This window comes from Microbispora sp. ATCC PTA-5024 (genome assembly GCF_000511135.2).
Taxonomy (GTDB): domain Bacteria; phylum Actinomycetota; class Actinomycetes; order Streptosporangiales; family Streptosporangiaceae; genus Microbispora; species Microbispora corallina.
The window spans coordinates 710,548-724,189 of the sequence record NZ_KI866523.1 but is presented as its reverse complement, the minus strand read 5'-3'; the positions used below and the strand labels follow the sequence as shown (position 1 = coordinate 724,189).

Annotated in this window: 12 protein-coding genes; 5 read left to right on the top strand and 7 right to left on the bottom strand. The window is 68.1% G+C overall.

Going from position 1 to position 13,642, the window contains the following annotated elements:
• The 3 genes from MPTA5024_RS42210 to MPTA5024_RS15830 all read right to left on the bottom strand — a co-directional run.
• Positions 1-314, bottom strand: a 314-nt coding sequence (locus tag MPTA5024_RS42210; protein ID WP_232326488.1) for a glycoside hydrolase family 11 protein, incomplete at its 3' end; no start/stop codon positions are given.
• Between the two features lie 361 nt (positions 315-675).
• On the bottom strand, positions 676-1,200 hold the full coding sequence (locus MPTA5024_RS15835; RefSeq protein ID WP_036324774.1) for a GNAT family N-acetyltransferase: 525 nt from the start codon (positions 1,198-1,200) through the stop codon (positions 676-678).
• 95 nt (positions 1,201-1,295) lie between these two features.
• Positions 1,296-1,652: a hypothetical protein gene (locus MPTA5024_RS15830; RefSeq protein WP_036324773.1), complete on the bottom strand. Its 357-nt coding sequence runs from the start codon at positions 1,650-1,652 to the stop codon at positions 1,296-1,298.
• A 169-nt stretch (positions 1,653-1,821) separates the two neighbouring features.
• Between MPTA5024_RS15830 and nhaA the strand changes: the two genes are divergently transcribed.
• From nhaA to MPTA5024_RS42205, 3 genes are all read left to right on the top strand, one after another.
• Positions 1,822-3,087, top strand: a complete 1,266-nt coding sequence (nhaA, locus tag MPTA5024_RS15825; protein WP_036324772.1) for a Na+/H+ antiporter NhaA — start codon at positions 1,822-1,824, stop codon at positions 3,085-3,087.
• Between the two features lie 219 nt (positions 3,088-3,306).
• On the top strand, positions 3,307-4,128 hold the full coding sequence (locus MPTA5024_RS15820; RefSeq protein ID WP_036324771.1) for an MOSC domain-containing protein: 822 nt from the start codon (positions 3,307-3,309) through the stop codon (positions 4,126-4,128).
• Positions 4,129-4,652: 524 nt separating this feature from the next.
• Complete coding sequence (locus tag MPTA5024_RS42205) at positions 4,653-7,532, top strand: ricin-type beta-trefoil lectin domain protein (protein WP_269750612.1); 2,880 nt, start codon at positions 4,653-4,655, stop codon at positions 7,530-7,532.
• Positions 7,533-7,700: 168 nt separating this feature from the next.
• Here MPTA5024_RS42205 and MPTA5024_RS15810 read toward each other — a convergent pair whose 3' ends face one another.
• The 3 genes from MPTA5024_RS15810 to MPTA5024_RS15800 form a co-directional block, all read right to left on the bottom strand.
• Positions 7,701-8,990, bottom strand: a complete 1,290-nt coding sequence (locus MPTA5024_RS15810; protein WP_063794700.1) for an MFS transporter — start codon at positions 8,988-8,990, stop codon at positions 7,701-7,703.
• 125 nt (positions 8,991-9,115) lie between these two features.
• Positions 9,116-9,577, bottom strand: a complete 462-nt coding sequence (locus tag MPTA5024_RS15805) for a GNAT family N-acetyltransferase (RefSeq protein ID WP_157099491.1) — start codon at positions 9,575-9,577, stop codon at positions 9,116-9,118.
• A gap of 64 nt (positions 9,578-9,641) precedes the next feature.
• Entirely contained in the window at positions 9,642-10,544 is a 903-nt protein-coding gene (locus tag MPTA5024_RS15800; protein WP_036324770.1) for a LysR family transcriptional regulator, read from the bottom strand.
• Between the two features lie 123 nt (positions 10,545-10,667).
• On the opposite strand from MPTA5024_RS15800, the gene MPTA5024_RS15795 reads away from it, so the two are divergent.
• Positions 10,668-11,549 (top strand): NmrA family NAD(P)-binding protein, encoded by an 882-nt coding sequence (locus tag MPTA5024_RS15795; protein ID WP_036324769.1) that lies wholly within the window; start codon positions 10,668-10,670, stop codon positions 11,547-11,549.
• Positions 11,550-11,904: 355 nt separating this feature from the next.
• Here MPTA5024_RS15795 and MPTA5024_RS15790 read toward each other — a convergent pair whose 3' ends face one another.
• On the bottom strand, positions 11,905-12,351 hold the full coding sequence (locus MPTA5024_RS15790; protein WP_036324768.1) for a MarR family winged helix-turn-helix transcriptional regulator: 447 nt from the start codon (positions 12,349-12,351) through the stop codon (positions 11,905-11,907).
• 54 nt (positions 12,352-12,405) lie between these two features.
• On the opposite strand from MPTA5024_RS15790, the gene MPTA5024_RS15785 reads away from it, so the two are divergent.
• Positions 12,406-12,792, top strand: coding sequence for a hypothetical protein (locus tag MPTA5024_RS15785; RefSeq protein WP_157099490.1), 387 nt, complete (start codon positions 12,406-12,408; stop codon positions 12,790-12,792).
• The last annotated feature ends 850 nt before the right edge of the window (positions 12,793-13,642 follow it).

The window sequence follows — 13,642 nt, the reverse complement described above, 5'->3', positions numbered from 1 at the left end:
CTGCCGGAGTAGTTCACCGACCGGCGACCACCGGTGCTCCAGCCCTTGCCGGCCACGAAGTTGCCGACGTTGCTCCAGGAGGTGCTGTAGTTGCCGCCCGATCCCAGCGTCATGGACGACGAGCCGCCGCCGTCGGTCCAGAACGAATAGAAGTAGCCGTTGTTCGTGCCGGTCTGGTTCGTGGTGATCGCCGCCTGGGCGACGCCCGGCAGCAGCGCCACGGCCATGGCCAGCGCCACGGCGACGGCGCGGCCGATGAGCAGCCCGGCCCGGCCGCGTCCGCGGCCTCTCCGGCGAACGGGGACGTCGTTCACGTGCTTCCTCCTCATGCGGGCCTGGTGGGAAGACCGCCAGGCGGCGTGAATCGGTTCGACAAGGTGCGGCCCCCGTCGCCGAAAGTATCGGCGCAACGGCGAAAGTATCGATTCACCCCCTCTGGGCTGTCAACGAGCCGGAAACGTCCCCGAAACCTCGTCGTGGTCGATGATTTCTCGCGAGAGCGCATCCGACCTGGCCAGGGGCTGGAAGCCGTGACCGTGCGGGCTCGGATCGGTCAGAGAAGACGCTGGTCGCGTGGTCGTGATCCGGGCTGATGCAGCTGAAATTTTCAGCGATCCGAGGAGTTGGGAAGGGCGACACCCACGCCGTTGAAGGCATGGGCCGTCCCCGGATCGCTCAGTGAGTCGCGGGAGCGGGATCGCTTCGCAGCCTGCTGTACATCCAGCCGTCGCGCCACCGACCGGCACGGAACTCCACCGCGCGCAAGACGCCCTCCAGCGTGAAGCCGGCCTTCTCCAGCGACTTCTGTTCGGCGATGTTCTCGGGTTGGGTGGCCGCCTGGATGCGCTCGGCCGGGGTGTGGGTGAACAGGTAGTCGCACAGCATCGCCTGGGCGCGCCAGCCGATGCCGCGTCCGCGCCAGTCAGGAAGCAGGGCGATCCCTATCTCCCAGCATCGGGAGACCCCGAACCCCCGCGCCGACCAGCTCACGACGCCCGCGGCCGCGCCGTCGACCTCGACGATGATCCTGCTGTCGTCGTCACCCAGGTAGCCGTCGGTGGCGAAGCGCCGCGCCGGGGCCTGCGCGTCGCGGAACCCCGTCCAGTCCAGGCCGATCAACCCCGGCTCGGTGACGAAACGCCGGAACATGTCGAGATCGTCCTCCGTCACCGGCCGCAGCCGAATCCCAAGCGCGCTCATCGCGGCACCTCCCCTGGTGATGCGCACGTCCGCAAGATCGTCAGTGGCCTGGACCCTACCTCGCCGAGTGCTGGGGCGCGCGACGCCGGGGAGACCTACTGGCCGAAGGAGAACCGCAGCTGAGCGTTGATCAGGAAGTTGAGCCGGTGGCGCAGATGGCCGATGACGGCCTGGTCTGGAGCTTCTCCAGGCGTCGACAGCGTCCAGCGCAGTGCGCATCCGTTCTCCGCCGGCCGGATGTCGAACCGGATCTCATCGTCGGGCCTGTCAGGCCACAGCGACGACCAGACCACGAGTACCGGCTTCACCGCCTGAAGGATGCGAGGGTCGACCTCGTCGGGACGCAGGTCGAGCCATGGGCGTCCACCGGGTCGCCGTGGATCGGCCAGACTCTCCCACACCACATGAGGAGGCGGGGGTTGCCTTCGCTCTCGCGAACCCAGCTCGACCACCTCAGCAGTCTAAAGACCGGCGATGGCCGGGTCTGCCTGTAGTTCTGATCGCAGGACGGCGACGGCCTCTGCTCCGAGGTCTTCATTCGTCTTGATACGTTGTTGACAAGGTGCGCCGGGAAGTCTGGTCGGCAGTGAAGCGTCCGACGATACTTTCAGACGGAGTTCGATGCCCGGTACCACCTTCACCCGCGCCCCACGTCTGCTCGGCCGGTGGACACGGCCAGAAGCACGGCGGATCGCCGACATCTTGCGCAAGGAGACCATCGGCGGGGGGCTGCTGCTGGCTGCCGCGCTCGCCGCGCTGGTATGGGCCAACTCGCCATGGGCTCAGGCTTATACGGATCTGCGCGCGATCCGCGTCGGCCCCACGGCCCTGCATCTGGACCTCGACCTCGCCACGTGGGCCGCTGACGGCCTGCTGGCCATCTTCTTCTTCGTCGCCGGGCTGGAACTGAAACGCGAATTCGTCGCCGGCGACCTGCGCGACGCGCGGCAGGCGGCGGTGCCGGTGGCCGCCGCCTTCGGCGGTGTGCTCGTGCCCGCGCTGCTGTACCTGGCGCTGGCCGGAGGCACCGCCGCGCGAGGATGGGCGATTCCCACCGCCACCGACATCGCCTTCGCCCTGGCCGTTCTGGCGGTGGTCGGCCGAGATCTGCCCACCGCACTGCGCACCTTCCTGCTGACCCTCGCAGTAGTGGACGACCTGATCGCCATACTCATCATCGCGCTGTTCTACACCGGCCAGCTGGCAGCACTGCCCCTCCTGGGAGCCCTGGCGCCGCTGGCCGTCTTCACCGTGCTGGTCCAGCGGCGGGTGCGCTCATGGTGGCTGCTGCTACCGCTGGCCTTCACCACATGGGCGCTGGTACACGCTTCCGGCGTTCACGCCACCGTCGCCGGAGTGCTCCTCGGCCTCGCCGTGCCGGTCCTCCGCAAGGAGCCAACCGACAGATCGGAGAGCAAGCCAGGCCTGGCCGAGCATTTCGAGCACCGGTTCCGGCCTCTGTCGGCCGGGATCGCCGTCCCCGTGTTCGCCTTCTTCTCAGCCGGGGTGACGATCAGCGGGCTCGGAGGACTGGCGGACGCGCTGACCGACCCGATCGCGGTGGGCATCATGGTCGCGCTGGTCGTGGGAAAACCGATCGGTGTCATGACCGCGACCTGGCTGGTGGCCCGCTTCACCCGTGCCACCCTGGACGAGGGCCTGGCCTGGATCGACGTGGCCGGGCTGTCGATTCTGGCCGGCATCGGGTTCACCGTCTCACTGCTGATCGGCGAACTGGCCTTCGGCATCACCGGTGACGCGGACTCCCGGGTCAGAATCGCCGTCCTGACCGGTTCCCTGGTTGCCGCCCTGCTGGCCGCAGTGATCCTGCGCCTGCGCGCTCGGGCCTATCGGCGCCTCTGCCAGACAGAGTCCTTCGATCGTTGATCGATCGCGCCGCATCGAAGGACGGGCGGTGTGAAGATTTCAGGCCATGGCTCGGACGGCGCCTGCGCGGAGCCTCCTCCGGCGACGACGTGACCGCGAAAAGACCAAAGCTCATCCCGTACGAGACGGGCGACGGCCGGACAGGCGGCCTCCTCACGACGAGCCCGGGTGGACGACCACCACTCGTGAAAGCGCTCTCTCGCACGTACGGTGTCGGGCATGGAGCTAACTGAGATCCGGAGATACCCGGTCAAGTCGGTTTCAGGGTGGGTAATGGATTCGGCGGTCGTGGAGCCCTGGGGGCTGGCGGGCGACCGCCGCTGGGCCGTGGTCGACGAGCAGGGGGAACTGCACTGGGCCGGTGAGAACCCCCGGATGCTGTCCGTCGTCGCCGGCGCCACGGACGAGGACGGGCTGCTGCTCGACGCGCCGGGGCTGCCCCAACTGAAGGTCCCCCCGGCCACCGGAGAGAGCGTTCCCGTGGGCTTCGTCGAACTGGACCACGCGACACTCGCGCACCCCGACGCCCACGCCTGGTTCACCCGCCTGCTCGGCAAATCCGCCCGCCTGATCTGGCTCGACGACCCCAACCGCTGCGCCGTCCCGCCCTCCCACGGAGGCCTGCCCGGCGACGTCGTCACCTTCGCCGGGGACGCCCCCATCCTGCTCACCTCCCGTTCCTCGCTACGCCAACTGGACGACTGGATCCTCGAAGGCGCCGTGGAACGCCAGGAGGACCCGCCCGCCCCCCTGGACATGGCCAGATTCCGCCCCAACCTCGTGATCGACGGCGCACCCCCGTACGCCGAGGACGACTGGCGCGAGATCCGCATCGGCTCGCTCGCCTTCCGCGTCTCGGAACGCTGCGACCGCTGCGCCGTCCCCACCTACGACCCGGTCACCCTGGAGAAGGGCAAGGAGCCCCTGCGCACCCTCGCCCGCCATCGCCGCTGGGACGGCAAGACCTGGTTCGGCATCCGCCTGATCCCCCGAGGCCGAGGCGAACTACGACTCGGCGACCCGGTCACCGTCCTGGCCTGAACCGGCCAGACGTAGCAGGGGCTCGCCGGACGTTGTATCCGAGCGTTCGCCTCTCTGGCCCTCCCGGCCCCTGCGGCGTCCCGACGGCTTGCGGTGGCCGGGTAGCCCACCGGCTCGGCGTCGTCCCGCCAGGCGGCTGAAACTTTCCACCTGTACATCCGAGGTCTCCGGCTTCCCGGCGGAGCCGTCGGCACCGTGGATCCGATCACGACCTGGGGATTCATCTGCAGGTTTCGGTATCTGTGCCGTTGCGACGGCGGTGTCTTCAACGGTGCACTGATCGGGTCTATTGACCGAGATGGCTGCGCTGATAGCTTCCGATCAGGAGAACGATCTGCCTCGAGATCGACAGCACTCTGGTAACCGGTGGGTCCTCAAGGCGGGTCTCCTGGCTCTTGAATGTTAACGCTCACATCGTCTCGGGGCACCGACGCCGCCGGCCGCCACCCCCGGTCAGCTCGCACCCCCCAGGAGGATCGTTGCACTCCCTCCCACACGTGCGCAGGAAAGCCTTGCTCGCCGTGATGGCCGCAGCGCTGGTGACGGCGCCGGCATGGGCGGCGCCGGCGTCGGCGGCCGCGTCGTCCTTGGTCAGCGCCGCCTCCGGCCGGTGTCTGGACGTGACGGGAAACACCGACGCGCAGGGCACCGCCCTGGAGATCTGGGACTGCTCCGGGCAGACCAACCAGGCGTTCGAGTTCACCTCGGCCGGTGAGCTGCGGACGTTCGGCGGCACGCGGTGCGTGGACGCCAACGCCGGAGGGACCTCGCCGGGCACGAAGGTGATCATCTGGTCGTGCAACGGGCAGAACAACCAGAAGTGGCGGCAGAACGCCGACGGGTCGGTCACCGGCGTGCAGTCGGGTCTGTGCCTGGACGTGAACGGCAACGGCACGGCCAACGGGACCGCGGTCATCCTGTGGACCTGCGGCGGCCAGGCCAACCAGAAGTGGAGCACCGCCGGAGGCCCCAGCCCGACGCCCACACCGACGCCGAGCCCGTCGCCGCCGCCCGTGTCGCCCAGCCCCTCGCCGTCGCCCAGCCCCTCGCCGTCGCCCAGCCCCTCGCCGTCACCCAGCCCCTCGCCGTCACCCAGCCCGCCGGCCGACGGGAACTCCCGGCAGAAGGTCGACTTCGACCGGAGCTGGAAGTTCATCCGTTCGGACGTGACGGGCGCCCAGAACCCGGGCTTCGACGACTCGAGATGGGTCCCCGTGGCGCTGCCCCACGACTTCGACGCCCCGTACGACGTGGGCGGCTCCACCGGCGGGCAGAACTTCTACGTGGGTGCGGGCTGGTATCGCAAGCACTTCACCGTTCCCTCATCCTGGAACGGCAAGCGCGTCGAACTCGAGTCCGAGGGCGCGTTCTCGATCACTGATGTGTGGGTCAACGGAACCAAGATAGGCACACATCGGGGCGGCTATACCGGATTCGCCTTCGACATCACCAACGCGATCCGGACCGGCGACAACGTGGTAGCGGTGCGCGTGGACAACCGCTGGCAGCCGGACCTCGCCCCCCGGACGGGCGACCACCAGTTCAGCGGCGGCCTCTACCGCGACGTCTACCTGAACGTCACCGACAACGTCCACGTCACCTGGTACGGCACCTTCGTCACCACCCCCGCGCTCACCAATCCGGCCTGGGACACGAGCAACTCCGCGTACTACAGGAACATCGACCTGTCGCAGTATCCGAGCGACACCGACCTGCGCGCGAACATCGCCGCCCGCCGTTCCAACGTGAGAGCGCAGACCGAGGTCCGCAACGACGGTTCCTCCGCGGTCGACGTCTACGCACGCCAGGAGGTGCGCAAGCAGGGATCGGCCGGCGTGCTGGCGACGTTCGACTCGCCCGTACGGACGCTCGGCGCCGCCGCCACGACGACACTCGACGCGCTGAGCGGATCCCTCTCCAGCACCTCCGCCATGCTGCAGAATCTCGACCTCTGGGCGCCGAACAACCCCGCGCTCTACACCATGACCACCTCTCTGGTGGTCGACCGCACTCCGGACGGGGCCGTCAGCGACGGCGTCGTCGTCGACAGGTACGACACCACGTTCGGCTTCCGCAGCGCACAGTGGAAGGTGGACGGCTTCTATCTCAACGGGGTCAAGACACTGCTCGTCGGGGCGGACGCGCACCAGGACCACGGTGGCTGGAGCAACGCCGTCACCAACTCCGGATTCGACCGCGACGTCCGCTACATCCGTGAGGCCGGCATGAACTTCATCCGGGGCTCGCACTATCCCCACGACCCGTCCTTCGCGGACGCCACGGACAGGCTCGGTGTCATGCTCTGGTCGGAGGCGACCTTCTGGGCGACCGCGACCGCCGGCAGGGAGCCCACGCCGACCGGCACCGTCGGCGACTACCAGGCGGACGGCTATCCCCAGAAGACGGCCAACCAGGCGGCCTTCGAGCAGAGCGCCATGGACGGCCTCCGCGACATGATCCGGATCAACCGCAACCACCCCTCGATCATCAACTGGTCGATGGGCAACGAGGTGTTCTTCACGTCCTCGGCCACCCTGGGCAACGCCAAGGCGCTGGTGAGCAAGATGCGCGACTACGCACACCAGCTCGATCCGACGCGCAAGGCGGGGCTGGGTGGCGTGCAACGCAGCTCGCTCGACCAGCTCTCGGTCTCCGACGTCGCCGGATACAACGGCGACGGCGGGAAGATCACCAACACGTGGATGCCGAACGTCGTCTCGGAGTACGGGTCGTACACCTCCGACCGGCCCGGCACGTACGGCCCGACGTACGGCGACGTCGCGGACCCGTCGGACGGCACCAGGTTCAAGCTCACGACCGGAAGCGCCGGACTGGCCATCTGGGCGGGCTTCGACCACGGCACGATCATGAGCGCCGCCTTCGCCCGCATGGGCATGATCGACTACTACCGGCTACCGAAGGACCAGTGGTACTGGTACCGGGCCAACAAGTCGAGGTGGACGGGCATCACCAATGTCGCCGACCCCACGCCCGCGGCCCGCGAACAGTCGACGAGCGGCACGGCGACCCGGATGACGCTGGAGGCGGGGAGGTACTCGCCGACCACGATCACTGACGACGGCACCACGGACACCCAGCTCGTGGTGACGATGCGGAACTCGTCGGGCGCCTGGGTCAACGACACCCGGGCCGTCACATTGACCGTCACCGGCGGCCCCGGAGTCCTGCCCGGCGGCAAGTCGTACACCTTCACCCCGGGTGTCCAGGGTTTCAACGGGAAGATGGCGATCGAGTTCCGTTCCTCCTACGCCGGCACGTCCACCATCACGGCGACGTCGTCGGGTCTGCCCGACGCCACGATCACGATCACGACCACCGACACGGTGGGGGCGGCGGGCGAGACCGAGCCCGCCAACTTCGGCAACTCGGCTCTCTGGGGCTGACCTGCCGCTTACCTCATCCGGCCTTGGAACCGCACGTTCCTCTACTTGACAAGACGCACACGCCCGCCCTCCTTCGAGAGGGCGGGCGCTTCGCGGACCGATACGACCCACGGGGGCTGACCAGCACATCGACGTGATCAACGGACCCGCGACATCACCAGTTCAACCTCAGTAACCGGCCTCCAGCAGCGGCGATTCACCGTGCCGACGTGGTGCGGAAGCTTCCGTGCCGGGTTTCCTGGGGCGCGTTCGCTCAGCCCATGCGGCCACCGGTGGTCCTGCCGCGCCCAGACCCGCGAAGAAGGCGCCGAGGATCAGCCATCCCGCGTGTCCGAGCGCAAGGACTGCTCCGGTCAGGATCACAGGGGCGAGGGCTTGGCTCGCGTCGAAACCGATACCGAAAAGGCCCTGATATTGCCCCTGGGCATGCTCGGGTGCGAGACCGAAGCCGAGCGCGAAGCCGGCCGACGACTCCCACACCTCTCCGACGCTGTGGACGCACACGGCGAGGACGGCGAGCACCGGTGCGACCCACGCGGGAACATCAGCCGTCAGTGCCATCAACGGACAGCTGATGAGGAACAGAAGACCCGCGAGGCGGAAGGCGCGGCCACCCTGTCGTGGGGTTTCCACCTTGGAGCCAAGCCTGCTTTGAAGCAGCACACAGACGCCGCTGTTGATCGCGTAGACCGCTGCCACGGTCCAGCGCGGTGCGTCGGTGTGGGCGGTGAGCCAGATGGGCAGCAGCAGGGAGACGGTCTGGTACTGCAGGCCCATCGCACTGTAGAGCGCAACGAAGGACACGTACGGCCGGTCGGCCAGGACGGACCACTGACGGTGCTCCTTGGGCCGGGGCAGAGGCCGGTAGTTCGGGACGCCTAGGAACACGATCAGTCCGGCGCAGGCGAAGCTGGCGGCATTTGCGAGGATCAGCCCGGTGTAGGCAGGGCGAGTGTCGATCTGGATGGCGAGGGCCGCACCGAGGGTGCCCACGACGACGCCGAGATTGACGAAGGTGCGGAGCCTGGCCCGGAAGGCGGCAGGACGTTCGCCGCCGACTCTTGCGATGAGTGCACCGCCCGCGGCGCCGCTTGCCGTGGCGGCCAGCCGGTCCAGGGTGGCGACGAGCGTGAACGCGAACCAGTTGTTGATGAAGACGAAGGCCGCCATTGTGGCGGCCTGCAGGACGAGGGTCGTCAGCCAGATCGTGCGTGGCCCGTACCGGTCGGCTAGATTTCCCGCCGGTATGCCGGCCGCCAAGCCGCTGAGGCCAGCGATCGTCAGACCTGCTCCTACCTGTGTGGCGGGTAGGTGCACCACGAGCGTGAAGTAGAGGATGGCAGCGGTGTTGAAGAGACCGTTGCCTACCCTGCTGACGAAACTGGCGATGATCAGAGCTCGCTGCGGACCGGAAGCCGGCCCGCTGGATGCCCGTTGCCTGGCTCCCCTCCCGATCATGTCGATGAGGCTAACAGGAGGCACTCTTCCGGCAGTTGGCGGCCGGCTGACGAGGCGATGGCCTTGCCGGGCACTGCCTCTCCTTTATTCGTGGGCGTTGTCACTCAGTTGGTCACGCAGCAGGATCAAGGCTGCCGGCGAGTCAAGATGACGAAGCTGCGGCCGTCTGTTGTGGCGGTGAAGGTTCTGTTGGGCACGAAGCCGAGTCCCTGAAGGACCCGCTGGGCACGGATGTTGAAGCCGGCGACAGTCACCCGAAAGGCCGCGGGCCGGAAACGTGCGGCGCCGTACTCCAGACCGGTGGCGATTGCGTGCTTACCGAGACCACGGCCCGTCAATTCGGGACGTAGACCTCCACCTGTGTCAAGCGCCGATTCGTCGTACTCGCCGCCTGGTACGCGGCCGTCGGGGCCGAACACGCGATAGCCGATGAGGTCCCCCTTATCGACCAGGGCGACATATCCGTTTCGCGGATCTGTAAAAAGCCCGGCATCCGAGCCGACGAGGTCGTAGCAGTCATACGGCGCCGGATAACGCCAGGTGACGATGTCCGCGGCGTACTCGTCGGTCATGTCGACGATCTCCACGACACCCATGGGAGCAAGTCCGGCGCTGTTGGGTCAACGTCCAGGGAAGCGAATCCGAAACAGCTCAGGCGGTCGTGCTCTGCATCTGGGGCTCTGCTTGGGTGCCGTGGTCGGCTGCGATCGTGCATGCGACGCGTACGAAGGCGCCGACGGCCGGTGACCGGGCGTCCTGGGGCCACGCGATGGCCAGTGTGCAGTTCGGCAGGTCGCTGACGGGCCGGTAGGCGACCCCAGGGCGCGGGTTGCGTCGGGCGACCGAGGCAGGCGCGAAGAACACGATGCTGCCCGTTTCGACGAGGCTGAAGATCTCCGACAGGTTGGAGGCCGGCCTTGTCGCCCCGGGCCGGCGCGGCGCGGCGCGGCCGGCGTCGGCCGGCGCGCCGTTGGGAAGGTACCGGCCGGCCAGGTCGGCCAGGCAGAGCTCGGTCCTGGCGGCCAGCGGATCGGTCGCGGCCATGGCGACCAGGACCGGCTCGGTGAGCAGCGGCTCGCTGTCCAGCCCGCGGTCGTCCATGGGGCAGAGCACGAGTGCTACGTCGGCCAGGCCGTCGCGCAGTGCCTGGGGTTGATCGCCGAACCCTCCGAGGACCAGTTCGGGGGGCAGGGCGGCGGGATCGGCGCTGTAGGCGTCCAGGATCTGCGGCAGCAGGCCGCCGTCGATGTCGGCCTTGAGTGCGATGCGCAGCCGGGGCGAGGTGCTGCCTGCGTGCCGAGCACGGTGAGCGGCGGCGGTGATCGCCTCCAGGGCGGTTCTGGCGTCGCGCAGCAGGACCTCTCCGGCGCCCGTGAGCCTCACCTGCCGGGTGGTCCGCTCGAACAGCGTCACACCGAGCTGCCGTTCCAGGTCCCGGATTGTGCGGGACAGCGGAGGCTGCGCCATGCCCAGCCGGGCGGCGGCGCGCCCGAAGTGCAGCTCCTCCGCGACCACGACGAAGTAGCGGAGCTGCCGCACCTCCAGATCATTCATATCCCCAGGGTATCAATCGCGACCAAGGTGATCCTTCACCTGCGCCGTTGCTTCCGGTTCACTCGTGAGCACCCGCCCGGCGCCCCTGGGGTTCGCCGTCGACCGCCACGCATGGAGGCACTCATGATCGTCATTACTGCGCCGACCGGTGACATCGGCCGGCAGCTCCTGGTTCGCGTCCTGGACAGCGGTGAGCCGGTCCGGGTGATCGTCCGCGACCCCTCCCGGCTCCCGGAGCACGTGCGCGCGCAGGTTGAGGTGATGGAGGGCTCCCACGCCGACGCGGACACGATCGCGAAGGCGCTGGAGGGCGCCGACCGGCTGTTCTGGCTCGTGCCCCCGGCCGGTTTCCGTGACGCCGGCCCCGCCAGGCGCTACTACCTGGACTTCACCCGGGCCGTGGCCGAGGAGGCCGCGAGCCGGGGCGTACGGATGGTGCACGTCACCTCCCTGGGCCACGGCTACCAGGACGAGGCCGGACTCCTGTCGGCCGCGCTCGACATGGACGAGCTGATCGAGAGCACGGGCGTGCAGTACCGGGCCCTGGCATTGCCGTTCTTCATGGAGAACCTGCTCCGTCAGACCCAGCCGATCTCAGAGCAGGGGGTGTTCTCCATGGCGAACACCGCGGACCAGCCGTTGCTCACCGTCGCCACCCGGGACGTCGCTGCCACGGCGGCGGCGCTCCTCCTGGACACCGCCTGGAGCGGACAGGCCCGCGTTCCACTGGTCAGCCCCGACAGCCTGACCCCCGGCGCCATGGCCGAGATCATCTCCGAGACCCTGGGCCGCACGGTGCGCTACCAGCAGGTCCCGCTCGCGGACTTCCAGGCCCGTATGGTGCAGCACGGCGCGAGCCCCGCGCTGGCCCAGGACATGGCCGACATGGTCAACGCGCAGAACAACGGAATCTACGACGCCGAAGCCCGCGACCCGGCCTCCGCCACCGCCACCGGTTTCCGCCAGTGGTGCCAGGACATCCTGAAGCCGGCCGTCCGTTCCTGATCAGCGCGCCGGACAGTGCCCGGCACAGCCGCCCGATCCAGCACCAAAGGAAGCGGCCCCGCACTTCAGCAGCGGGGTCCTGACCAACGAGCGCTTTCGTGAGTCATTTGCGGGTGGCGTGCCGCCGACGCGGGGAACCCATCCGCATCATCGCCGCCGGAGTGAAAGTCTCCGTCGGCGTCGTCCGCAAGACCCTCACGGCCGCTGCCGAGGGCAACCTCGTTGACCATCGCTAAGGCACCAGATCCGGCAAGATGCGCGGGGGCTGTCCGGGGCTGGTGGTTCGGACGGGCGTAGCGCACCGGCTCCTGGACGTGGACTGGCCGTTCGGTTGCCGCTCAACCCTCGTCTCCGGTTACGTCGTGCGGTTGGCGGCCGCGATCGAGGCGCGGAGTTTGGTGAGAAGCCGTTCGAGGGTCTGGACTTCGGCGGCGGTCCAGCCGGCAGTGAACAGCATCCAGCGTTGCAGGCCCATGCGTTCCAGGGTCGCGAGTTCGGCGCGGCCTTTCTCGGTGATGGTGATGGTGTTCGCCCGGCGGTCGGCCGTGTCGGTGAGGACCTGAACCTTGCCCTCTTCCATGAGGGCTTGGACCTGGCGGGTGGCCGATGACTGGTGGACACCGAGTTCTTTGGCCAGGTCGGAGGTGCGGACGGGTTGTGTGGTGGCGATGAGTTGCAGCATGCGCAGCAGGCCTGCGTTGGGTCGTCGCCTGCGGGTGCGTTCGATGCCGTCGCTGATCAGGAGGAGGGCGTCCACCATGCGTTGGACGTCCTGCTCGTCGGGTTTCTCAGGGTCGTGCACGAGTTCATTCTAAGATACTTGCATGCCGCATGCAATTAAAGTACCGTCACAGCCATGACAAAGAACGCATTGATCAAGCGGCTCGCCTACACCATCGCGGGCCTCGGCGTCGGCATGTTCCTGCTCACGATGGCCGTCGCCGCCTTCGGTCAGGAACCGGCGGACAACGTGTGGACCAAGGCCGGCGGCATCCTCGCGGGGTCGGTGATCTGCCTGATCCTGACCAAGCGCGTCCTCGCGGGATCGAAGGGCACCTATGACCGGCTCCGGATCATCTCCCTCGTCGCCTGCGCCCTGGTCGCGGTCAACGTCGCCCTCCCCGGTGTCATCCCGGTCTGGTTCCGCGCCGAACAGGTCGTCCACGGCCTCCTTCTCGCGACCCTCGCCTGGGCCCTGTGGTCGCCCGAGATGCGGGAGTCCTTCCGCGTCACCGCACGCTGAACCTGATCCCTCGGGCCGGCGAATGGTGCGGACAGGTGTCTACGTCCCCGTCGCAGACGGCACGGAGAAGCGCAAAACCGTGTACGGCGGAACGTGACCCTTCCAGGAACGATCAGCCGCAGCCACGCCCCACCCAGGATTGATCTTCATTTCTTCGATCTTGGCTCGCGCCAACGACGTCGCCCGTCATTCGATCCTCGGGCACAGCCGGATCTCAGTCACGATGGAGATCTACACGCACGGAGACGGCGAGAGCCGCGAAGACGCGCTTGGACCGTGTGTTGTTTGGGCGTTGATCGTTTGGATTGTCGCGCGCAGCGACGCCGTAGGCGCCCTTGACTCGGCGGGCTCGTCCAGGACAATTCCGCCGGCGAGGAGGACGACGCGTTAGTCTCAGCGCCTGACGGAAGGTTGATCATGATCCGTCGATCCTTGCAGATGTCAGACTTTCGAGTGCTTGCCGTGCACGTGGTGCTGCCTGAGGGTGGCCGGAGTCGATGGCCGGCTGGTAGGCAGCCCGTTCACCGTCGGTGTCGCCCAACTCGCCGAGCAGGACCCCCAGGTTGAACGCGGCCTTCGGTGCCTGGTGATGGCGGCCTGAGGGGTTGCTCGTGGCGGTTGCCACCTGGGTCGCCGCGCCTGGTGGCGGACCTGAGGGGGATCGTGGCGCTGGCGTGGTGGTTGTCAGGTGACGGTGTTCAGCATGGTGCGGAGGATGCGCGTCATCGTGGCGACGTCTTCGGGGGCGAGGCCGGAGATCAGGCGGTTGAGGGTGGCCGCGTGGTCGGTGAGTGTGGCGTCGATGATCGCGCGGCCTTGGTCGGTCAGCGTGACGCGGAAGCTGCGGCGG